At 73.8% G+C, this 21,042-nt stretch carries 22 protein-coding genes; 12 read left to right on the top strand and 10 right to left on the bottom strand.

From position 1 onward, the window contains the following. The first annotated feature begins 143 nt into the window (after positions 1 to 143). Positions 144 to 503, top strand: coding sequence for a hypothetical protein (locus tag ACF061_RS02680; protein ID WP_392264956.1), 360 nt, complete (start codon positions 144 to 146; stop codon positions 501 to 503). Positions 504 to 777: 274 nt separating this feature from the next. Further along, on the top strand, positions 778 to 1,014 hold the full coding sequence (locus ACF061_RS02675) for a DUF2277 domain-containing protein (RefSeq protein WP_392264955.1): 237 nt from the start codon (positions 778 to 780) through the stop codon (positions 1,012 to 1,014). A 9-nt stretch (positions 1,015 to 1,023) separates the two neighbouring features. Here ACF061_RS02675 and ACF061_RS02670 read toward each other — a convergent pair whose 3' ends face one another. The 3 genes from ACF061_RS02670 to ACF061_RS02660 form a co-directional block, all read right to left on the bottom strand. After that, positions 1,024 to 1,665, bottom strand: a complete 642-nt coding sequence (locus tag ACF061_RS02670) for a DedA family protein (RefSeq protein WP_392264954.1) — start codon at positions 1,663 to 1,665, stop codon at positions 1,024 to 1,026. A gap of 167 nt (positions 1,666 to 1,832) precedes the next feature. Then, complete coding sequence (locus ACF061_RS02665; RefSeq protein ID WP_392265380.1) at positions 1,833 to 2,288, bottom strand: DoxX family protein; 456 nt, start codon at positions 2,286 to 2,288, stop codon at positions 1,833 to 1,835. Positions 2,289 to 2,962: 674 nt separating this feature from the next. Next, complete coding sequence (locus ACF061_RS02660; protein ID WP_392264953.1) at positions 2,963 to 3,616, bottom strand: HNH endonuclease family protein; 654 nt, start codon at positions 3,614 to 3,616, stop codon at positions 2,963 to 2,965. Positions 3,617 to 3,999: 383 nt separating this feature from the next. On the opposite strand from ACF061_RS02660, the gene ACF061_RS02655 reads away from it, so the two are divergent. Further along, on the top strand, positions 4,000 to 4,578 hold the full coding sequence (locus ACF061_RS02655) for a TMEM165/GDT1 family protein (RefSeq protein ID WP_392264952.1): 579 nt from the start codon (positions 4,000 to 4,002) through the stop codon (positions 4,576 to 4,578). Between the two features lie 369 nt (positions 4,579 to 4,947). Further along, positions 4,948 to 5,610, top strand: coding sequence for an HAD-IA family hydrolase (locus tag ACF061_RS02650; protein WP_392264951.1), 663 nt, complete (start codon positions 4,948 to 4,950; stop codon positions 5,608 to 5,610). A 31-nt stretch (positions 5,611 to 5,641) separates the two neighbouring features. Here the strand turns inward: ACF061_RS02650 and ACF061_RS02645 are convergent, their stop codons facing one another. Next, positions 5,642 to 5,848, bottom strand: coding sequence for a peptidoglycan-binding protein (locus ACF061_RS02645; protein ID WP_392265379.1), 207 nt, complete (start codon positions 5,846 to 5,848; stop codon positions 5,642 to 5,644). Between the two features lie 61 nt (positions 5,849 to 5,909). Between ACF061_RS02645 and ACF061_RS02640 the strand changes: the two genes are divergently transcribed. After that, complete coding sequence (locus tag ACF061_RS02640) at positions 5,910 to 6,188, top strand: hypothetical protein (RefSeq protein ID WP_392265401.1); 279 nt, start codon at positions 5,910 to 5,912, stop codon at positions 6,186 to 6,188. Positions 6,189 to 7,202: 1,014 nt separating this feature from the next. After that, a complete protein-coding gene (locus ACF061_RS02635; protein WP_392264950.1) occupies positions 7,203 to 9,389 on the top strand; it encodes a DHA2 family efflux MFS transporter permease subunit in 2,187 nt (728 codons plus the stop codon). Between the two features lie 20 nt (positions 9,390 to 9,409). Here ACF061_RS02635 and ACF061_RS02630 read toward each other — a convergent pair whose 3' ends face one another. Beyond that, positions 9,410 to 9,964 carry a GNAT family N-acetyltransferase gene (locus tag ACF061_RS02630; RefSeq protein ID WP_392264949.1) on the bottom strand — a complete coding sequence of 185 codons (555 nt, stop codon included), beginning with the start codon at positions 9,962 to 9,964 and terminating at the stop codon, positions 9,410 to 9,412. Between the two features lie 163 nt (positions 9,965 to 10,127). Here ACF061_RS02630 and ACF061_RS02625 point away from each other — a divergent pair, with 163 nt between their 5' ends. Both ACF061_RS02625 and ACF061_RS02620 read left to right on the top strand, forming a co-directional pair. Then, entirely contained in the window at positions 10,128 to 10,802 is a 675-nt protein-coding gene (locus tag ACF061_RS02625) for a hypothetical protein (protein ID WP_392264948.1), read from the top strand. Positions 10,803 to 10,807: 5 nt separating this feature from the next. Further along, entirely contained in the window at positions 10,808 to 11,590 is a 783-nt protein-coding gene (locus ACF061_RS02620) for a hypothetical protein (protein WP_392264947.1), read from the top strand. A 15-nt stretch (positions 11,591 to 11,605) separates the two neighbouring features. Here ACF061_RS02620 and ACF061_RS02615 read toward each other — a convergent pair whose 3' ends face one another. Beyond that, positions 11,606 to 12,019, bottom strand: a complete 414-nt coding sequence (locus tag ACF061_RS02615; protein WP_392264946.1) for a DUF1992 domain-containing protein — start codon at positions 12,017 to 12,019, stop codon at positions 11,606 to 11,608. Positions 12,020 to 12,166: 147 nt separating this feature from the next. Here ACF061_RS02615 and ACF061_RS02610 point away from each other — a divergent pair, with 147 nt between their 5' ends. Beyond that, positions 12,167 to 12,559, top strand: coding sequence for an FHA domain-containing protein (locus tag ACF061_RS02610; protein ID WP_392264945.1), 393 nt, complete (start codon positions 12,167 to 12,169; stop codon positions 12,557 to 12,559). 77 nt (positions 12,560 to 12,636) lie between these two features. On the opposite strand, the gene ACF061_RS02605 is transcribed toward ACF061_RS02610, so the two are convergent. Both ACF061_RS02605 and ACF061_RS02600 read right to left on the bottom strand, forming a co-directional pair. After that, complete coding sequence (locus ACF061_RS02605; RefSeq protein WP_392264944.1) at positions 12,637 to 13,308, bottom strand: O-methyltransferase; 672 nt, start codon at positions 13,306 to 13,308, stop codon at positions 12,637 to 12,639. Between the two features lie 474 nt (positions 13,309 to 13,782). Further along, positions 13,783 to 15,255, bottom strand: a complete 1,473-nt coding sequence (locus ACF061_RS02600) for an MFS transporter (protein WP_392264943.1) — start codon at positions 15,253 to 15,255, stop codon at positions 13,783 to 13,785. Positions 15,256 to 15,572: 317 nt separating this feature from the next. Here ACF061_RS02600 and ACF061_RS02595 point away from each other — a divergent pair, with 317 nt between their 5' ends. Further along, on the top strand, positions 15,573 to 17,621 hold the full coding sequence (locus tag ACF061_RS02595) for a bifunctional glycosyltransferase 87/phosphatase PAP2 family protein (protein ID WP_392264942.1): 2,049 nt from the start codon (positions 15,573 to 15,575) through the stop codon (positions 17,619 to 17,621). 120 nt (positions 17,622 to 17,741) lie between these two features. Continuing rightward, entirely contained in the window at positions 17,742 to 18,020 is a 279-nt protein-coding gene (locus ACF061_RS02590; protein WP_392264941.1) for a DUF397 domain-containing protein, read from the top strand. A 7-nt stretch (positions 18,021 to 18,027) separates the two neighbouring features. On the opposite strand, the gene ACF061_RS02585 is transcribed toward ACF061_RS02590, so the two are convergent. Together ACF061_RS02585 and ACF061_RS02580 are read right to left on the bottom strand one after the other, a co-directional pair. Beyond that, entirely contained in the window at positions 18,028 to 18,678 is a 651-nt protein-coding gene (locus ACF061_RS02585; protein WP_392264940.1) for a hypothetical protein, read from the bottom strand. A 190-nt stretch (positions 18,679 to 18,868) separates the two neighbouring features. Next, positions 18,869 to 19,555 (bottom strand): YoaK family protein, encoded by a 687-nt coding sequence (locus ACF061_RS02580; protein ID WP_392264939.1) that lies wholly within the window; start codon positions 19,553 to 19,555, stop codon positions 18,869 to 18,871. Positions 19,556 to 19,654: 99 nt separating this feature from the next. Between ACF061_RS02580 and ACF061_RS02575 the strand changes: the two genes are divergently transcribed. Next, positions 19,655 to 20,962 (top strand): alpha/beta hydrolase family protein, encoded by a 1,308-nt coding sequence (locus ACF061_RS02575; RefSeq protein ID WP_392264938.1) that lies wholly within the window; start codon positions 19,655 to 19,657, stop codon positions 20,960 to 20,962. Positions 20,963 to 21,042: the final 80 nt, after the last annotated feature.

Below are 21,042 nucleotides of genomic sequence, written 5' to 3'. Positions count from 1 at the left end.
CGCGACTCTCCCAGGGGGTCCGTGTGTCCGAGTCCGGTCCCACGGTCCGCGCCGCCGGGGCCGGGAGGGACTGAGTACGGGGAGGCGCACCTGAGTACGGGCGCGGATGCCGGTACGTCCCCGCGCTCCGTAGCGTCCCTGTCATGGAGAACACCACGCACACCGCCGCCGGTCCGCAGCCGCGGTCCCGGAAGCGGACCACCGCCGACTACCTCGGGCTCACCGCCCTCGCCCTGTTCGTGCTGCTCTCCGGCCTGGTCGTGGGCGGGCTCGGCCCGCTGCTCGCCATCGCCTGCGACACCTGCCAGGACGGGGTGCGCGGCCCGCTTCGCTTCTACGACGCGCTCACGGCGGTGGACCGCGTCGGCGTGCCGCTGGTCACCCTGGGAACCGTCGCCGGCCTGTTCCACCCGCGCGGCGGCGCCCGCGCCGGCGGCATCGGGCTGGGCCTGCTGGCCGTGCTGTTCTGCGCGATGCTCGCCCTCGGACAGCTCACCGCGTGAGCGGCGGCGGGCCCTACAACCGGACGGAGGAGCCCGGGTGAGCAGGCGCAGCCGCTCGGCGAGGCCCGCGTCGGCGAACGCCCTGGTAAGGACCGTGCCGTCCTCGGTGAAGCGCGCCCAGTGCTCTAAGTGCAGCGGCACGACGTGGCGGGCGTACCGGAGGTAATGCCTCTGTGGGGCCGGGGACGAACCCTCCGCGGGCCGGGCCGGGCCGGCCGGTCCTTCGCCGCCCCGGGGGCTGTCCCCGGAGCCGGGCGGCGGGGAGACTGGGGCCATGTGCCGGAGCATCAGGACACTGCGCCCGCCCGCGTTGCCCGAGGAGGCGACGGAGGACGAGATCCGGGCGGCAGCGCTGCAGTTCGTACGGAAGGTCTCGGGCTTCCGGGCGCCCGCCGCGCACAACCGTGAGGTCTTCGACCACGCGGTCGAGGCGATCGCGGCGGCGACGGAGGAGCTGCTGGCGGGCCTGGAGGTGCGGGGAGGGGGAACGCGGCGCGAGGCCGCCGGCTGACCCCGGCCGCTACGACGCCTCGGCCTCGGGGCGCCCAGGTGTCCGGCGCATCAGGTACGCCGCCCCCGCGCCCGCCGCGAACAGCGCCGCCACCGACACGCCCGTCGCCAGCCAGGCGGCGCCCAGCCAGCGGGTCCCGAAGTAGCCGAGGGCGACGCTGTAGGCGGCCCAGGACAGGCCGGCCAGGGCGGACCAGGGGAGGAACTCGCGCACCCGGCGGTGGGTCGCCCCGGCGCTGAAGGAGACCACCGAGCGGCCCGCCGGGGCGAACCGGGCGATGACCACCAGGGCGCCGCCGCCCCGGGACAGGGCCGCGCCGAGCCGTTCCTGCGCCGTGCTGAGCCGGCGCGAGCGGGCGATGGCCCGGTCCAGCCGCTCGCCGCCGCGCCAGGCCAGCCGGTAGGCGACGAGATCGCCGAGCACCGACGCCGTGGCCGCGCACAGCGTCAGCGCCAGGATGTCGGGCACCTCCCGCGGCACCTGGCCGGTGGCGGCCCCCGTACCGGCCGCGGCGGCCGTGGCCGCCGTGACGATCAGCACGCCGCTGGGCAGCAGCGGCAGGAACACGTCGAGCAGCACGGACAGCGCCACCACGGCATAGATCCATGGAGTGCCGGTGAGCGACCCCACCCCCGCCACACTCTCCAGCACCGATTACTCCCTGAACTCCCCCCGTGGACCGGACTGTGCCGCGACGTCGCGGGGGAGCGGCAGGGGCGGCCTGTGAACAGCCATACAGAGTACGCCGCTGGTGTGACGGAGGGTGCACCGGGGGCCACCGCGTACATCGGGGCGCCCGGGCTCCGGGCGTCGGGCCGTCAGGCCGCCACGGGCCGCCGCTCGGCCGCGGGCTGCCGCTGATCGCCGGAGCGCCGGGCGAACAGCGTGTCCAGACCGAACGCGCCGGAGCCGGTGAAGACCAGCAGCAGGAAGGCCCAGCAGAACAGCACAGACAGCTCGCCGCCGTTCTGGATCGGCCACAGCGCCGACTTCTGGTGCACGTCGAAGTAGGCGTAGGCCATGGAGCCGGAGGCGATGAACGCGGCGGCCCGGGTGCCGAGGCCCAACAGGACGAGGGCGCCGCCGACCAGCTGGATCGCGGCCGCGTACCAGCCCGGCCAGGTGCCGGCCGGGATCGTGCCGCCGTGGGTGCCCACCGCGCCGCCGAGCACGCCGAACAGGGCGGCCGCGCCGTGGCAGGCGAACAACAGTCCGACGACGATGCGGAACAGGCCGAGGGCGTACGGCTGCGCGGCATTGAGGCGTCCGGTCAGGCCGGTCATGTGGGGTTCTCCTTCGGTCGGCCGGTCCGAGGGGAGGGGCGGGCCGGCGTGGGGGTGTATCCGAACGGGTGACCGAGGCTAGGGCCGCGCCAGCAGTACTTGCAAGTTCAACATTCGGTCATGCTCGGGTTCCGCTTGCGGTTCCGTCTGCGCCGGTATGGCGGGTATTGAGCGGCGCGCGAGGGGCGGTCTCCGTGGTGGACGAATCCGTGCATAGGGGGTGTGTCATCGGACGCGTCGCCGCGCCCGGCGCCGGGTGGGTTCCGGTTGCGGCGGGGGCGCCGGCCGTGCCCGGCCGCCCGTACCGCCTGCACCCGGGCCCGTCGCCGCGGCACGGGGCTGACCGGCTGTGCAGTGTGTGCCGTGAACCGGCCGCCGGAGCGGCGGTCGCTGTTGTCGCGCCGGGTGTCCGGTGGCTCATCACAGCGCCTGTGCCGCTATCGGGTGGCCGGGGTGTGGGCCGTGCCCGGCCCCGGGGGCGGCGGAGGCGCGCGCCGCCCCGCCGCTCGGCCGGCCGGGGCGGGCCGGCCGAAGCGGTGGGCCGTGGGCGGGCCGGGGCCTCGGCGGCCGGGGCATCGTGCGGCCGGGGCATCGTGCGGCGCGGGTCCCGGAACGCGGCGAGGCCCCGCGCGGCGGGCGGGGCATCGCTGTCGTTTCCGGCTCGCTCAGCAGGCGGCGAGGTAGTTCTGCAGCGCGCTCTTCTCCGCGGAGTCGACCGACAGGTCGTAGTAGTACTTCACCTGCACCCAGGCCCGGACGTAGGTGCAGACGTACGCCGACCGGGACGGCACCCAGGTGGCGGGGTCCTGGTCGCCCTTGGCCTGGTTGACGTTGTCGGTGACCGCGATGAGCTGCGGGCGGGTCAGGTCGTTGGCGAAGGCCTGGCGCTGCGCGGTCGTCCACTTGCTCGCCCCGGAGTCCCAGGCCTCGGCCAGCGGGACGAGGTGGTCGATGTCCAGGTCGGAGGCGGCGGTCCAGGTGGCGCCGTCGTAGGGGGAGTACCAGCTGCCGCTGGTGGCCGCGCAGGAGGAGTCGGTGACGACGTTCGAGCCGTCCCGCTTCAGGACCGTCTCGCGGGTGTTGCACGAGCCGCTGATGGTGATCCAGTGCGGGAACAGGTCGCGGCTGTAGCCGGTGCGGTTCTCCGCGGCCACGGTGAGCGAGGCGAGGTAGGTCCGGGCGGTGGCGGCGCTGACCGGGGTGGGGAGGGCGGCGGAGGCGCTCGGGGAGTTGAAGAGGGCCGCGGAGACTGCCAGACCGGTGAGGGCCGCGAGTATGCTCAGCCGTCGACGCGCGTAGAACCGGAACCTGCGGGTCATGTGAACTCCCTGGTGGGATCGGGGCGTTGGGCGCGGGCAGGGGAATGCTCGCGGCACCGTGTTGCGCGGGGGTGTGCGCTCGGTGAGAAGTTAGTGACGTGCGCATGACACGACAAGGTCTGGGGTCGAACTTTCGGTCCCGTACCATGGACGGCGCAGAAGGGGAGTAGTCCTTCGCCGGACCGTCGACATACTGCTCAGCTCGCCTGAGCCGGCGCCCGGAGGCAGGTTCGGTCACACCGACCGGACCGGCCGGCGAGACCTTCGGCAAGCAGTGCACGCCCGTGCGTACGCCACGGGCGGACCGTGTGCTGCCCTGCCGAGGCTCTTGTCGCGCACGTCGCAGCACTCTCGGCGGGGCCGCCCCGACCGATTGAGGAACAGTGATCAGTCTCAGCGTCCTGGCGCTCGTCTTCGGCGTCGTCTTCCTCGCCGAGCTCCCGGACAAGACGGCCCTGGCGGGACTCGTCCTCGGCACCCGCTACCGCGCCTCGTACGTCTTCGCGGGCGTGGCCGCGGCCTTCCTGCTGCACGTGGCGCTGGCCGTGGCGGCGGGCAGCGTGCTCACGCTGCTGCCCCAGCGGATCGTGCACGCGCTGACGGGCGTGCTGTTCCTCGGCGGTGCGGCGGTGCTGCTGTTCAAGAAGGACGACGACGAGGAGGACATCCGGCGGCCGGAGGACCAGTCCTTCTGGAAGGTGGCCGGGACCGGGTTCATGCTCATCCTCGTCGCGGAGTTCGGCGACCTCACCCAGATCATGACGGCGAACCTCGCGGCCCGCTACGACGACCCGGTCTCCGTCGGCGTCGGCGCGGTGCTGGCCCTGTGGGCGGTCGCGGGCCTCGGCATCGTCGGCGGCAAGGCGCTGATGAGGCGGGTCCCGCTGGTCCTGATCACCAGGATCGCCGCCGTCCTGATGATCGCGCTGGGCGTCTGGAGCCTGTGGGAGGCCGTCGCCTGACCCGGTCAGGACCGGAGGTCCCTCGGGGCGGGAACGGAGGAGCCGGGCCGGTGCCCTGGGGAAAACCGCAGGTCGGCGGGGATGTCAGGGGGTCTGTGAGGCGCGGATCCGCCATGGGCGGCCCGGGGTGCGGAGCTGAACTTCCGGTGAAGTGCGCGCGGGGCGGTGGCGGGATGCCCGACTTGTTTTGTACCGTGAAGGAACAAAGTGGCTCCCGCCCGCTTCCCCTGACCGGTGGGCGGGGCCGCCTTGTTCCCGCGGGTGCCCCTCGGGGCCCCTCCGGCGGCCGGACCCGGCCGACCCGGAGGCGGTCCGGAAACCGGGGTCACCCGCACCCGTACGTCCCTGCGTCCGTTCCTGGAGTCGCCGATGTCGGCCACCGCCGTGCTCACCGCCCGCGCCCTGCTGCTGGACATGGACGGCACCCTCGTCAATTCCGACGCCGTCGTCGAACGGATCTGGCGGCGCTGGGCCGACCGGCACGGTCTCGACGGCGACGAGGTGATGAAGGTCGTCCACGGCCGCCAGGGCCACGCCTCGATGGCGCTGCTGCTGCCGAACCGGCCCGCCGAGCAGAACCTCGCCGAGAACGCGCGCATGCTGGCCGAGGAGACCTCGGACATGGACGGCGTGGTCCCGGTGCCCGGCGCGTCCGCGTTCCTCGCGGCGCTGCGCGAGGTGCCGCACGCGCTCGTGACCTCGGCCGACGTGGCGCTGTCCACGGGCCGGATGGCCGCCGCGGGCCTGCCCCTGCCGGACGTGCGCGTCACCGCCGAGTCCGTCGGCGCCAGCAAGCCCGACCCCGAGGGGTTCCTCAAGGGCGCCGCCGACCTCGGTGTCGCGCCCGCCGACTGCGTGGTCTTCGAGGACTCCGGCGCGGGCATCGCGGCCGGACGCGCCGCGGGGATGCGGGTGATCGGCATCGGCCCGCGCGCCGCGCTCCACCGTCCCGACGCGGTGGTGCCGGACCTCACCCGGGTGCGGGTCGAACCGGTGCCGGAGGACGGGACCGTCCGCCTGCACGTCGGGTGAGGCGCGGCGGGTCGGCCGGCCGGCGGGGGCGTCAGGTCTCCGACTCCAGGCTCGCCCGGGTCGCCGGGCCGTAGACGCCGAGTCCGTCCGCGGTGGTGCCGCGCGACCACTGGTAGACGCGTACGGAGTCCTCGACCTGCTGGTCGTAGTCACCGTCGACCGGTCCCGTGTAGAGGTACAACCTCGCCAGCCGCGACTGGAGATCGGCGACCTGGGGGCCGCGGTCGCCGCGGCGCAGGACGGCGGCGGGCCGCGCCGTCTCCCCGGCGCGCGCGGTCGTCGCGCTCTGGGTGGGCGCGGTGGGCCGCGACCCCGGCTCGGTGGTGGCGGACCTCGACGGGGAAGGCGAGGCGGTCGTCGCCGAGGGCGACGAGGACGGCGAGGACGGCGACGGGCTCGGACTGGCCGACGACGACGGACTCGCCGGAGCGGTCGCCGACGGCGCCGACGGCGAGGCGGCGGTCCCCGGGGCCGTCGAGGCCGGGCGGGACGGGGCGTCCGGGATGCTCTCCCGCACATCATGGGCCGTCGCGTCGTCCCGCGCCGGGGACTCGTACGAGAACAGCCCGCTCGCGTAGCCGGCGGCCGCCACGACCGCGACCACGGCCCCCGCCACGGCGAGCAGGGCGGCGGGCCGGCGACCGCGGCCGGACCGCCCGGGTTCCCCGCGCTCCCCTCCGTCCTCCGCGGCCGTCGCCCGGCCCACGGCCCCCGGCGGGCCGCCGCCGGGTCCGGCTTCGAACAGGCTGAGGTCGGAGGCGGACGGCTCGCCCGTCCGCGGGGCCAGTGGAGCGGTCACCGGGGACGGCCGCGGCGCGAGCGCGCGCAGCGGCATCGTGGACTCCACGGCGGGCAGCGGCCGGGTCTCCACCCCGGCCCCGTCCGCCGCTGCCCCGTCCTCCGCGCCCGCCCGCCGCGCCGGCCCGGGTCTGCCCGGCTGTGCGGGCTGCCCCGGCCGTGCCGGCCGTCCTCCCGGCCGTGCGGACGCTCCCGGCTGTCCGGGTGGCGCCGGTCGGCCCAGGGGCCGGTCCGTCCCGATCCCTGCGTCGTCCGCCTGTCCGGTGCGCCCGGTCGCTGCGGCACCGTCCGGACCACCGTCCGGACCGAGCCCCGTCGTCGCGTCACCGGTACCGCCGCCACCGGCAGCACCGGCGTCCCCAGCGGCCACGGCGTCCCCGGTAGCACCGGCGACCCCCGCGGCATCGGCGCCCTCAGAAGCACCGGCATCTCCGGTGCGTGACGCCGTGTCTCCCTCGATGTCCACGTACGGACGTATGCGCAACGGGTCGAAGTCCTCCGCCGCGGCGGCCTCGGCCGTCCGCGTGTCGCGCAGGGCGTCGGCCGCCCGCTGCCCGCAGGCGCAGGACGGGGAGTTGTCCGCCGCCCGGGGCGCACCGCACTCGGGGCAGACGTGACCCTTCGGCTCTTCCACGCGTCGGTCCCCTCCCGTCCGAACTCCAAGGATTATGCAGATCCTCTCCACAAGGTCTCCCCGAAGCCCCCGGAATGGCGGCTTCCGGGGTGACTCGACAGGCCATAACGGGACACACCCGTGACGATGGGAGATGTCAGCAGAGCGTCGGGAGGTCTCCATGGCCGGGGATGCGGACGGCAGGACGGGGATGGCGGGAACGACGGGCGATCCGGCGGGTGATCCGACGCACCGTTCGACGGGCGGTCCGGCAGGGCGTCCGTCGGGCGGGCCGTCGGGAGCGGAGCCCGGCGGCACCCGGCTGTCGGCCGCGTCCGCGCCGCCGCCCGGCGCCGGACCGGCGGAGCCGGAGCACGTCCCCGGCAACGTCCTCGTCACCATCGGCGCGCTGCTCCTCGGGATGCTGCTGGCCGCGCTGGACCAGACGATCGTCTCGACCGCGCTGCCCACCATCGTCAGCGACCTCGGCGGCCTGGAGCACCTGTCCTGGGTGGTCACCGCCTACCTCCTGGCCTCGACCGCCGCCACCCCGCTGTGGGGCAAACTCGGGGACCAGTACGGCCGCAAGAAGCTCTTCCAGACCGCGATCGTGATCTTCCTGATCGGCTCGGCACTGTGCGGGATGGCGCAGAACATGCCCGAGCTGATCGCGTTCCGGGCGTTGCAGGGGCTCGGGGGCGGCGGGCTGATGGTGCTGTCGATGGCGATCGTCGGCGACGTCGTATCGCCCCGCGAACGCGGCCGCTACCAGGGGCTGTTCGGCGCGGTGTTCGGTACGACCAGTGTGCTGGGACCGCTGCTCGGCGGCGTGTTCACCGAACACCTGAGCTGGCGCTGGGTCTTCTACGTCAACCTGCCCGTCGGTGTGATCGCCCTCGCCGTGGTCGCCGCCGCCCTGCACATCCCGCACAAGGCGCAGCGCCACGTCATCGACTACCTCGGCACGCTCCTGATCGCCTCGGTCGCCACCTGTCTGGTCCTGGTCGCCTCGCTCGGCGGCACCACCTGGGGCTGGGGCTCCCCGCAGATCACCGGCCTCGCGGTGCTGGGCGTGGTGCTCGCCGTGGCGTTCGTGGCCGTGGAGCGCGGGGCGGCCGAGCCGGTGCTGCCGCTCAAGCTGTTCCGCATCCGCACCTTCACCCTCTCCGCGATCATCAGCTTCATCGTCGGCTTCGCCATGTTCGGCGCGATGACCTACCTGCCGACCTTCCTCCAGGTCGTGCGGGGCATCTCGCCGACCCTGTCCGGCGTCCACATGCTGCCGATGGTGGTCGGCATGCTGCTGGCCTCGACCGGCTCCGGGCAGATCGTCAGCCGCACCGGCCGCTGGAAGGTGTTCCCCGTCACGGGCACCGCCGTCACCACCGTCGGCCTGCTCCTGCTGCACCGGCTCGACGAGCACAGCTCCACCGCCCAGATGAGCGGCTACTTCTTCGTCTTCGGCCTCGGTCTCGGCCTGGTCATGCAGGTGCTCGTCCTCATCGTGCAGAACGCGGTCGGCTACGAGGACCTGGGCGTCGCCACCTCCGGCGCCACCTTCTTCCGTTCCATCGGCGCCTCCTTCGGCGTGGCGATCTTCGGCACGGTCTTCGCGAGCCGGCTCGGCGACAAGCTCGCCACGGCCTTCCGGGGCGCCAAGCTGCCGCCGGGCGCCTCGGCGGACGCCCTCAAGTCGGACCCGCGCGGCATCGCCGCCCTGCCGCCCGCGCTCCGCCCGGCCGCCCTGCACGCGTACTCCGCCGCCATCACCGACGTCTTCCTCTACGCCGCGCCGGTCGCCCTGCTCGCCTTCGTGCTGGCCTGGTTCCTGAAGGAGGACAGGCTGCGCGGCTCGGTCACGGCCCCCGACGTCACGGAGACCTACGTCACCAACCCGGTCGAGCGGTCCTCGCACGACGAGGTGTGCCGCGCCCTGTCACTGCTGGGCACCCGCGAGGGACGGCACGAGGTCTACCGCCGGATCACCACCCGGGCGGGCTACGACCTGCTGCCCGCGGCGAGCTGGCTGGTCCTGCGGGTCAACAAGTACGGCTGGGTGGAGCCCGCCCTGCTCGCCGACCGCGTCCCCATCCCGCTCAACGTCCTCATGGAGGCCGCCCGCCAAGTCGAGGAGCGGCGGCTGGCAGAGCGCCGCGGGCTCGACCTCGTACTGACCGAACAGGGCCGGGAGGTCGCCGAACGGCTGGCCCAGGCCCGCGAGGAGTCCCTCGCCGAACTGCTCGGCGACTGGTGGGGCGGCGAACGGTCGGCCGATCTGGCGCGGCTGGTGCGCGAGCTGACCGGAGAGCTGTGCGGCTGCGACGCCGAACGGCCGCACGAGGAGCGCGCGGCGACCCGGCCGGCCTGAGCGGACCCCCGGCGGCGCCCTCAGGCGAGGGGCGGAGCAGGCTGCGCCGGGCCGTTCGCCTCGGGAGCCGTGAGCGGCTTGCTGAACCAGTGCTCGGCGTAGACGTCGTCGTTGTGCGGTCCGGTCTCCGCGTAGCCGAGCCGCGCGTACAGGGCGCGCGCCTCCACCAGATCACTGCGGGTGTCCAGGACCATGCGCCGGGCGCCCAGCGCGCGGGCGGCGTCCTCGGCCGCCGCGACCAGCAGCGCCGCCCCGCCCCTGCCCCGCGCGTCCTCGACCAGGAAGACCCGGGTCAGCTCCGCGGTCCCCGCGTCCAGCAGCCGTACGCCCGCGGTGCCCACTGCGGCGCCCTCGTACCGGGCGAGCAGCAACAGCCCGGTGGGCGGTGCGAGTTCGGCGCCGGTCCGGGCGGCCAGCTCGTGCTCCAGCTCGGCGGGATCGGTGCGGCGCCCCTCGTGCAGCAGGTACCAGCGGTCGCTCACCTCGGTGTAGTACGCCCGCCACAGCGCGGCGGCGGTGGGCGAGTCGTACGGCTCCGGGGCCAGGGTCCAGGGCGTCGTGGTCGTGCGGTCCATGCGGGCATTCTCGGCGGCGGGCGCACCGGCCGCGCAACCCGATAACGGGCTCGACGAGGCGGCAGCGCTCCGGTTCGCGGCTCGGCGGACCGTTTGCCCGACCCCTTCCGGGCAACCCGAACGGAGAACCGGCCAGTTGGGCCGGCCACACCGGAAGGCATCCATGTCCACAGGCCTGATCATTGCTTTGATCGTGATCGTCGCGGTCGTCGTCGTGGTGGCGGCCGTCCTCGCCTCGCGTGCCCGCGGCGGGCACGGCGGGCAGAACCTGAAGCGGCGCTTCGGTCCGGAGTACGACCGGACCGTGGCCCGTCACGACGGGGACACCAAGGCGGCCGAGCGCGAGCTCGCCGAGCGCGTGGAACGCCACGGCGACCTGCGTGAGCGGCCGTTGGAGGAGCCCGAGCGCGAGCGGTTCGAGGCGCGCTGGACGGCCGCGCAGGAGCGGTTCGTCGACTCGCCGCGCGAGGCGGTGACCGAGGCGGACCGGCTGCTGGCCGAACTGGCCGGGGCCAAGGGCTTCCCCGACGACGGACAGTACGAGGAGCAGCTGTCCGCGCTGTCCGTCCACCACGGGCCCCACGTCCACGGCTACCGCCGTATCCACCGCGCCGCCCACGCCCCGCTGGACGGCACGTCCGACGGCCGCGCCGGCACCGAGGAACTGCGCACCGCCATGGTCGAGGCCCGCGACCTCTTCGAGGATCTGTTGGCCCCGGCCCGCAACGGCTCAGGCCACCAGCACCGTGCCCCGGCCGGCTCCGCCCCGGCGCGCTCCGACGGCGCCCGAACCCACCTTCCGCGCACCCTCAACCGACGCCACGCGAAGGAGAGCTGAGCGACATGGCCGAGGCGACACCGGGCAGGACACCGGAATCCGCGACGGACGAACAGGTCCCGCCGGCACGGCAGGCGGCGGCACGCGAGGCCGCGGCCGTCGGCCGTGAGGCCGTCAGGGGCCGCAAGGCCGCCGCGGGCGTCACCGACACGGGCACCGGCGCGGGCACGCGACCGTTCCCCGGCACGCACCCGGAGACCGGAGCGGACCCGCACTCGAAGACCGGAGCGGACCCGTATCCGGAGACCGGAGCGGACCCGTATCCGGAGACCGGAGCGGACCCGCGCCGGGACAACGGCGCCGGCCGGGAGGCGGTGGCGGATCAGGACGCCGGACCGGACGGCCGACGGACGGCCGGCCCGGGCGTGGTGCCGCTCGGCGAGGCCGCGGCGGCCGACACGAAGGGTGCCCCCGCACCCGGCTCGACCGGATTCCCCGCCTCCGCCGGAGCCCGCACGTCCGGCAGCGCGTCCGCGACCACCGCCGCCGACGGGGACGGAACCGGGGTCTCCTCCCTGCTTCCGCGCGACGAGTGCGACGACTTCGGGGCGCGGCTGCGGGAGGCCGTCACGGGCTTCGTCGACGGTCCCCGAGGCGCCGTGGAGGAGGCGGACCGGGTGGTGGAGGAGCTCGCCGGGCGGTTCACCGAGGCCGTCACCAGGCGTCGCCATGCGCTGCGCTCGTCCTGGCAGAGCGACGGTGACGGCGAGCGGGGCGGGGACACCGAACGACTCCGGCTGGCGCTGCGGGACTACCGCGAGCTGGCCGACCGGCTCACCCGCCTGTGACATCCGGGAGCGGTGCTACTCGGCGGCCGCCCGGCGCTCCCGGCGCTGGTGCCACTCGTGGACGACCTCTTCGACGTCGTACCGCTTGAGGCCCAGCGGGGGCCCGGGCGGCGGCTTGAGCATCATGTCGAGGATCTTCGTGTTGATCTCCGCGATGATCTTCCGCACGGCCCCTTCCGAGGGTGCCGCGTAGGCCGCCGAGAGGGCGTCCTCGGCCTCCTTGCGCAGCGCGAGCGTAGGCGGCAGGACGGACAGGCCCTCGCGGGCCATCTTCCGCTTGACCCACCACAGTTCGTCGTACGTCGTGTCGTCCGGCAACGGCTTTCCCACGCCCGGCAACCGGTCGAAGTCGCCCCGCCCCTGCGCGTCGCGGATCTCCTTCTCGACCCAGGACTCGAACGGAACACCGGGTGGCTTTCGCTCGGTCATGGGTCCATTGTGCCGGACGTGCCCGGGCCGGGCGATTTATCATGCCGCGCGGTGCGCCAATCAGGCGTCCCGACACCGGCATTGGCGCGGCCGGGCGGCTGAGCACGAGGCGGCGGCCCCGGGCGCCGGCGACCACGAGGAGCGCACGTGCTCGAACTCACCATGGCCTCCGTCTCCGGGACGGACGCGGGCGCCACGGCCGGCATGCTCATGGCCGAGGCGCCCAGCGAACCGGGCGCCGTGCTGCGGGTGGGCCGGGACGGGTCCGCGTGCCGTCTGGTGACCCCCGACGACTGGCTGTTCGTCTCCCGGGTGCACCTGGAGTTCCGGTGCGGGCCCGACGGCGCCTGGCAGGTGACCTGGCTGCGCGGTTCCCAGCCCGACCCGTCCTCCGAGGTCCGGCTGACGGCCGGTGCCCACCAGCGGCCCCTCGCCTACGGCGGCACCGCGCCGCTGCCCCGGGGCGGCTCCGGCGAGATCGTCGTCCAGGACCGCACGAGCCCGCGCAGCGTCAACGTCGGCTTCTACCACGAGGTGTGAGGGGCGGGGGAGCCCCGGCCGGGCGATCCGGTCCGGGGCGGACCCACCCGCGGCGTCACCACGCCACGTCCTCACCGTCAGCCGAGCACCCGCGCCAGCGCGAAGCCGTCGTAGCCCTTGGTGCCCACGGTCTGGATGGCGGTGCCCTCCAGTCTCGGGTGCTCGGCGATGAGTTCGAGGGCCGTCCGGGTGCCGCGCACGCTGGGGTCGGTGCTGGAGGCGTCGGTCACCTTGCCGCCGCGTACCACGTTGTCCAGGATGATCAGGCTCCCGGTGCGGGTCAGCCGTAGGGACCACTCCACGTAGTGCGGGTTGTTGACCTTGTCGGCGTCGATGAAGACCAGGTCGAAGGGGGGCGGGTTCTCGTCGGCGAGCTTGGGCAGCGACTCCAGCGCGGGACCCACCCGTACCTCGGCGATCCGGTCGAGGCCGGCGTGGGCGATGTTGCGGCGGGCCACGTCGGCGTGGTGGGCGTCGTACTCGAGGGTGATCAGACGGCCGTCGGCGGGCAGGGCGCGGGCCAGCCAGATGGTGCTGTAACCGCCGAGGGTGCCGATCTCCAGCACGGTGCGGGCGCCCTGGAGCCGGGCGAGGAGTTGCAGCAGCTTGCCCTGGTTGGCGGTGACGTTGATGGGCGGCAGGCCCGCCGCGTCGCTGTCGCGCTGCGCGGCCCGCAGCGCCTCGTCCTCCGGGGACAACAGGGAGGTGAAGTAGGCGTCGACGTCGTTCCAGAGCTGCGAGTCGCTCATGCACCAAGCCTTTCGTATGTCTAGTTAGATGTGCTAACTAGCTGCGCTAACGAATGTTAGCCCGGTGCATGAGTGATGTCAGGGAATTTCCGCCAATCGGCTCAGGGGCGGCCGGTCGGACGACCGGTGGGCGGCCGGACCCCGGGGGACAGCAGGCCCGGGACGGCTGGTCGGGCCCTGGTGTCCTGGTGGTCCGGGACGGCCGGCCGGTCGCCGGTGCCTTGGAGCTTCAGGACAGCGGGTCGGACCCCGGCGGACGGTCGGAGCCACAGGCGGTAGGCGGGTCCGGAGGCGGCCGACCGGTCCGGAGGCGGCCGACCGGATCGGAGGCGGCCGACCGGTCTGGAGGTGGCCGACCGGATCGGAGGCGGCCGACCGGTCTGGAGACGGCCGGCAGGCCCGGGACGGCCCCGGTACAGCACGGAGCCGGCCGACCGGCCCGGAGGCGGTCGGCCGGCTCGGCCGTGCGTGTGGCTAGCGCTCCACCGACGGGGCGGAGCCCGGCAGCGGGCGGCCCGCCGACTCCGCCATGAACCACACCGCCGCGCCGCCGATCAGCGACGCCGCCATCATGTAGTAGGCGGGCATCATCATGTCGCCGGTCGCGCCGATCAGGGCCGTGACCACCAGCGGGGTCGTGCCGCCGAACAGCGAGACGGAGACGTTGAAGCCGATCGACAGGGAGCCGTAGCGGACCCGGGTCGGGAACAGCGCCGGCAGGGCGGCCGGCATCGCGGCCGTGAAGCAGACCAGCAGCAGACCCAGCGCGGCCATGCCCAGGCCCACGGCCACCAGGCTGCCCTGGCGGATCAGCAGCAGTGCCGGGATGGACAGGACCAGGAAGCCGGCGCAGCCCGCCGCGATCACCGGACGGCGGCCGACCCGGTCGGTCAGCGCGCCGGCGAACGGCTGGACGATCATCATCAGGGCCATCACGCCGAGCACCACGAGCAGGCCGTGCGTCTCGTCGTACTTCAGCACGCTGGTCAGGTAGCTGGGCATGTACGACAGCAGCATGTAGTCGGTGACGTTGAAGACCAGCACCAGGCCGACGCAGAGCATCAGCGCCTTCCACTGGCCCGCGACCATCTCGCGCAGCGGCACCTTCGGACGGCTGGACTCGGCCTTCTCGACCTCCGCCGCGAACGCCGGGGTCTCCTCCAGACGCATCCGCAGGTAGAGGCCGATGATGCCCATCGGACCGGCGATCAGGAACGGGATCCGCCAGCCCCAGGAGAGCAGGTCGCCCTGGGAGAGCAGCGCCGTCATCAGCGTCACCAGACCGGCGCCGCCGATGTAGCCGGCCAGCGTCCCGAACTCCAGCCAGCTTCCGAGGAAGCCGCGCCGCTTGTCCGGGGCGTACTCGGCGATGAAGGTGGAGGCGCCGGCGTACTCGCCGCCGGTGGAGAAGCCCTGCACCAGCCGGGCGGCCAGCAGCAGGATCGGGGCGCCCACGCCGATCGTCGCGTACGACGGGATCAGGCCGATCGCGAAGGTGCCCGCGGCCATCATGATCATCGTGACGGCCAGCACCTTCTGCCGGCCCACGCGGTCGCCGAGCGGGCCGAAGACCATGCCGCCGAGCGGGCGGACCAGGAAGGCCGCGGCAAAGGCGCCGAAAGTGGACAGCAGCTGTGTCGTCGGATTTCCGGAAGGGAAGAAGACCTTGCCCAGAGTCACCGCGATGTAGCTGTAGACGCCGAAGTCGAACCACTCCATCGCGTTGCCGAGCGCGGCGGCCTTCACGGCGCGCTTGACGAGCACGGGGTCGGTGACGGTGGGGGCGGGGCGCCTCTTGGTGAGGGACACGGACCGGGGGGCGGTGACTGTGACAACCGACAAGGCTTCGCTCGCCTGCCTTTCGACGGGGACAGGGACATGGCCGTCGCGGCGGCTCTGCCGTGCGGGCCGGGCCGGGCCCAGGGGGTCCGACCGGAAATCGACCATACGCAAGTTTGCATTCGTTACGGGTCGTGCGCGGGTCGATGCGTAGCGCACCTAAATGGTCGATACGCTGGCACGTCTGCCCACTTCCCGCCGACTCCCACAGGCCCGAAGTGTGATCCTTGTCGCGCCCGGCAGGGGGAACCGCACCGGCCGCGCACTATCGTCTTCCGGACAAAAAGCGTGCGGACGACAGGTGAAGCCGGGGCTGCCTGCGTCTGCTCACGGGGGACCTGCGAGCCTCATAGGGTTCAAGGGTTCACTTCATGGATCCCGGCGCACGCGCGCACGGGACATACGGGGCGGGAGGCCGACGGGGCGTGGCGAATGCGGAACACAGCGGGGGACCGGCGGGGGCGTTCGGAACGGCGGCCACCGCCCCGGCCCGGGACCGCCTGCGCGTGGCCCGCCTGGGCCTCTGGCTGATCGCCGGGATCCTCGCGATACGACAGGTGACGGTCGTCCTCACCACCCCGCGCGCGGAGCGGCTGACGGACCTGGAGACCTGGGTGGGGCCGGACGGGGTCCTGCACGTCAAGGGGTCGCTGTACGACTCGACCCGGTTCACCGGGACGCCGTTCAGCGGGCTCGTCCTCAAACCCTTCACCAAGGCCGCCGAGGAGGCCCTCGGCTGGGGCTGGATCTTCGGCACCCTGCTGCTGGTGGTCGCCCTCGGCCTGATCGCCGCCCGCGCCCTGCCCCAGCCGGCCGACAGACGCACCACGCTGCTGGCCGCGCCCGTGGCGATCAGCCTGCTCATGCTGTCGCTGCCGGTGCGCAACACCCTCTGGCTCGGCCAGACCAGCATCATCCCGGTCCTGCTCGTCCTCCTCGGCCTGTTCGTCGTACGGGGACAGCGGACCGGCGGCGCGCTGATCGGCCTAGCCGCCGCCCTCCAGCCCACGATGCTGCTGTTCGCGCCGCTGCTGTGGTTCACCGACCGCAGGAAGGCCGCCGCGTCCACCGGCGCCGCGTTCGCCGCGTGCACCGCGCTCGCCTGGGCCGCGATGCCGCACGACTCCTACACCTACTGGGTCCACCACATGGCGGGCGTCGGCCTCGGCGGCCGTGCCGACGCCCTCGGCAACCAGTCCCTGCACGGCGCCCTTCTGCGGTTCGGCCTGAGCGGCCCGCTGGAGATCGCCCTCTTCCTGGCCCTCGGCGCGACCGTCGCCGTCCTCGGCGTCCGCCGGGCCGTCCGCTACGCCCACGACGGCCAGCTGCTGCTCGCGGTCGCCGTCACCGGCTGCGCCGCGATCGCGGTGTCCCCCACCGCCTGGCAGCACCAGCTCCTGTGGGTGCTGCTCGCCGTCGTCGGCCGCGTCGGCCGCCGGGCCTCGGACCGCTACGTCTGGCCGGTCGCCGTCATCCTGGTCATGACCCTGCCGGCCAAGATGATGCTGCCGAACATGGCGGTGATGAACCCGCTGCGGGACAACATGGTCCTGCTCGCCGCGCTGGCCGCCGCGACGGCCGTCCCCTTCCTGTCCCGCACCTCGGAGCACTACCGCACGCCCGTCCCCACGGACTACGCCGCCCCGGTCCCGGCCCGCTTCAAGCACGTCCCCCTGGTGCCCTTCCTGCGCAGGGTCCTCACCCGCCCCAACCTGCTCCTGGAACTCCTCGGCATCCGGGTCACCTACGCCGCCTACCAGCAGGTCCGCCTGGCGGCGACCGGCGGCACCAACTCCGGCGGCCGGGCCCGCGCCGAGCAGCACGGCCACGACATCCTCTCCATCGAGCGCTTCCTGCACATAGACATCGAGCACGCGGTCAACCACGCGGTGGTCAAGGTCGAATGGCTCCGTGACTTCTTCGACTTCTACTACGAGTCGTTCCACTTCGTCGTACCGCTGACCGTCCTCGGCGTCCTGTACTGGCGCCGCCCGGTCGACTACCGCTGGGCCCGCGCCGCCCTCGGCTTCGCCACCCTCCTCGCCCTGGTCGGCTTCTGGGCCTTCCCGCTGGCCCCGCCGCGCCTCCTGCCGGGCCTCGGCATCATCGACACCGTCCACGGCGTCCAGGACTTCTCCAAGCCCGACTACGGCACCCTGACCGCCCTCACCAACCAGTACGCGGCGATGCCGTCCCTGCACTTCGGCTGGGCCCTGTGGTGCGGGCTGGTGATCGCCGTCGTCGCCCCCAAGTGGTGGATGAAGGCGCTCGGCCTCCTCCACCCCCTCTTCACCGTCTCCGCCATCGTCGCCACCGGCAACCACTGGGTCCTGGACGCGGTGGGCGGCGCGGTGGTCGTCACGGCGGGCTTCGGCATCACGTACCTCTTGCAGGGACCCCGGGCGGCGGCTTCGGCGCGGCCGGAGAAGGACAAGGAGAACGAGAAGGGGAGACCGGAGCCGGCGGTGCGGTGAGGCGCGCCCGCCACAGCGGGAGAGGCCAGGTCCTGTACCGCGCGCCCTTGGCGGCCCCTGGTCGGGCGCGCGGCACCAAGGACTCGGCGGAGTTGATCCGGCAGGTAATGGAGGAACGCTATGGAGAACAAGGCGCAGCCGACGAACATCCAGTGGCGTAAGTCCAGCTACAGCAGTGACCAGGGGGGCCAGTGCGTCGAATGCGCCCCCCTCGGCCCCCTCGCCTGGCGCAAGTCCACGTACAGCAGTGACCAGGGCGGCGAGTGCGTGGAGATCGCCGACACCCCCTGCGCCGCCGTCGCCGTCCGCGACTCCAAGACGCCCGCCGGGCCGGTGCTCACCTTCCGGCCGGGGGCTTTCGGCGACTTCGTGTCGTGGAGCTCCGCCGTCTCCGGCTGATCACCGACTACATCCCCGCGATGCCGCGGTTCACCGCGAGGTGGGCCGCCGGGCGGCAGGGCCTGCCCAGGGCGGCGCACCGTCGCTCGAAGTCCGGGGGAAGCCATCCGCGCCCCAGCAGCCGAGGATGGGCGGGGAAACCCGTGATCGCGGCCAGGACGAAGAGGAGCGACGCCCAGGGGGTGCGGATCTGGACGGTGAGCTGCCGGCCGTTCGCCTGGTTGTTGCGAAAGCTCGTCTGGAAGACGTCCGGGGCGACCAGGTCGACGGTGTCGAGTCCGTCCCAGCCCAGGTCGAGCCAGGCCGTCGGATGCCCGAAGTAGATCTTCCGGGTGGTGACGGTGAGCTCGCCGAAGCCGTCCGGCATCCAGCGGGGGCGCGCGCTGTTCGCCGCGTTCTGCCGGCGTACGGAGTTGCCCACGGCGTTGCCGACCAGGGCGCCGACCATGAAGGCGGGGCTTCCGAAGGCGACCACGTTCTGGTGCGCGTAGCTGCCGTCGCCGAGGGCCCGCCACGTCGCACGCTCGGCCGGACCGACGGCGAGTGCGCGGTCGCCCGGCGCCAGCCGCGCGGCGGTGGCGACGAGCGGACGCCGGTCCAGCCTGCCTTCGAGCAGGTCGGCGACGATGTCGCAGGTGTGCCACAGGTGCTCGTCCAAGTGCGACCAGGGCACCGGAGCCCCGGCGTCGGGGGCGGGCGCCCATGAACCGTGAGCCGGTCCCTTGTCGTTCCCGTGCTGCCGCGCCATCGACCACCTCCGTGTACGCGTCGCCAACTCTATTGGAAACCGCGGAGGTTGCTGCCGGTCCTCATCCGCACAAGATCTTCCTCGGCACGGCGAGCGGCACTCACTCCCGTCCCGACGTCACCGCCGCCAGCACTCCCGCCGCCACCGCCGCGATCAGCAGCGGGGTGCCCAGGTCGCGGTGGACGACCAGCCAGGCGCCGATGGTGGCGCCGGCCAGCATCGCGAGGACCGAGGCGGTGCGGCGCGGCGAGCGGTGGCCGGTGCCGCCGCCCGCGCGGGAGTCAGAGGCGAGGCCGGTCAGGGTCATCGTCAGGACGGTGGTCGTGAGGTCGGGCACGCCCAGTTTGCGGACCGTGGCGTTGCGCAGGCCCATCGCGAACGCGGTCAGGGCGATCAGGGCGTACACCGTGCCCGTCGCACCCGGCGCGGCGAAGGCCACCGCCGCCGACGCCCCGACCAGCACCGCCTCGGCGGCCAGCGTCACCCGCGCCCAGGTGCGGCGCGACACCTCCCGGTAGCGCACCGCCACCCGGCCGCCGAGGAGCGCGCCCGCCAGGAAGCAGGCGAGCGAGGTGGCGGTGTGCGGGATCGAGAAGCCGGGCGCCCCCACGGCGGCGAAACCGAGCACCACCACGTTGCCGGTCATGTTCGCGGTGAAGACGTGACCGAGGCCGAGGTAACTCACCGCGTCGATCAGCCCGCTGACCACCGTCAGCCCCAGCAGGACCGCCACCAGGCGCAGACCGCGCGCCTCGGGGTCCGCCTCCGGCCGTGCGTCCGCTGTCAAGGTGTCCTCCGGTCGCCTGGGGCGGTGTCGTCATCTCCACCACGGACCCGGGGGGTGCGTGGATGTCCGGGCGCGGCGCGCGTCCGTAGCGTCGGTGACATGACGAAGGACATGCGCAAAGCACCAGAGAAGCAGACCAGTTGGCGGATGCGTCGCGGACTCGCCGCGAGCGCCGCCCTGCTGCTCGCGGCACTCGCCGCGGCGCCCGCCGCCACCGCCGTCGCGGCCCCGGCCTCCCCCTCCGCCCGCACCGCGTCCTCCGCCGACCCGGCGTCCGCGGGACACCTGTCCCGCAGGGGACAGCTCCTCGCCGTCACCCCCGTCGCCGCGCACGGCCGTGCCGAGGTCGTGCGGTACCTGGCCGCCGTGCCCATGGCCACCGACCCGGTCCGGTACGGGGTGCGGGCGTACCGGCTGACGTACCGCACCGTCGACCCGCACGGCCGCCCCACCACCGCCACCGGGCTGCTCACGCTCCCCGAGGGCGGCGGGCGGCGGCTGAGCCTGGTGTCCGACACCCACGGCACCATGGTCGACCGCGCCTACGCGCCGTCCGTGGCGGAGGACGGACGCGCCCAGTCGTACCTGTTCGCGTCCGCCGGGCACGCCGTCGCCGCCCCCGACTACCTGGGGCTCGGCGAGGGACCCGGAACCCACCCGTACATGGACACGCGCTCGGCCGTGACCGCCTCGGTCGACATGCTGCGCGCGGCCCGTACGGCGGCCCGGAGCCTGGGCCGGACCCTGACCGGCGACCTGTACGTGAGCGGGTTCTCGCAGGGCGGGCAGGTCGCCATGGCCCTCGGCCGGGCGATCGAGGAGGGCGCCGACCGGCACTTCCGGCTGCGGGCGCTCGCGCCGGTCAGCGGGCCGTACGACCTGGCGGGCGTGGAGATGCCGGCGCTCACCGACGGCCGGGTCAACGACACCAGCGGCGTCTTCTACATGGCGTACTTCCTGGTGGCGCAGAACCGGCTGCACCCCATCTACAAGAACCCGGCCGAGGTCTTCCGGGCGCCCTACGCGAGCCGCGTCGAGTCCCTCTTCGACGGGCGGCACGAGGACGAGGACGTCGTCGCCCGGCTCGCGCCGACCGTGCGGCGACTGGTGACGGACGACTTCTACCGGCAGCTCACCCGGCCGAAGGGCGGCCTGCTGGAGGCGCTGCGCGCCAACGACGACGTCTGCGACTGGAAGCCGGCCGCGCCGGTGCGCCTGTACGCCGGGAACGGCGACACCGACGTGCCCATCGGCAACGCCCGCGACTGCGCCCGCGCGCTGGCCGGGCACGGGGTGGCGGCGCCGGTCGTGGACCAGGGGCACGTCGACCACAAGGGGTCGGCGCTGGCCTCGCTGCCGAAGATCGCGCGGTGGTTCGACAGCGTGGGAGCGGCACGCGGGAACTGACGCGGAACGCGACCGAGGACGGGAGCCCGGGCACGACCGCGGACAGGTCCCCGGACACGGCGAAGGCGGCGGCCCAGGGG

Source organism: Streptomyces sp. NPDC015220 (assembly GCF_043079345.1).
Classification (GTDB): Bacteria; Actinomycetota; Actinomycetes; order Streptomycetales; family Streptomycetaceae; genus Streptomyces.
The sequence above is the reverse complement of the archived record's forward strand: the minus strand, read 5'-3'. Positions and strand labels throughout refer to the sequence as shown.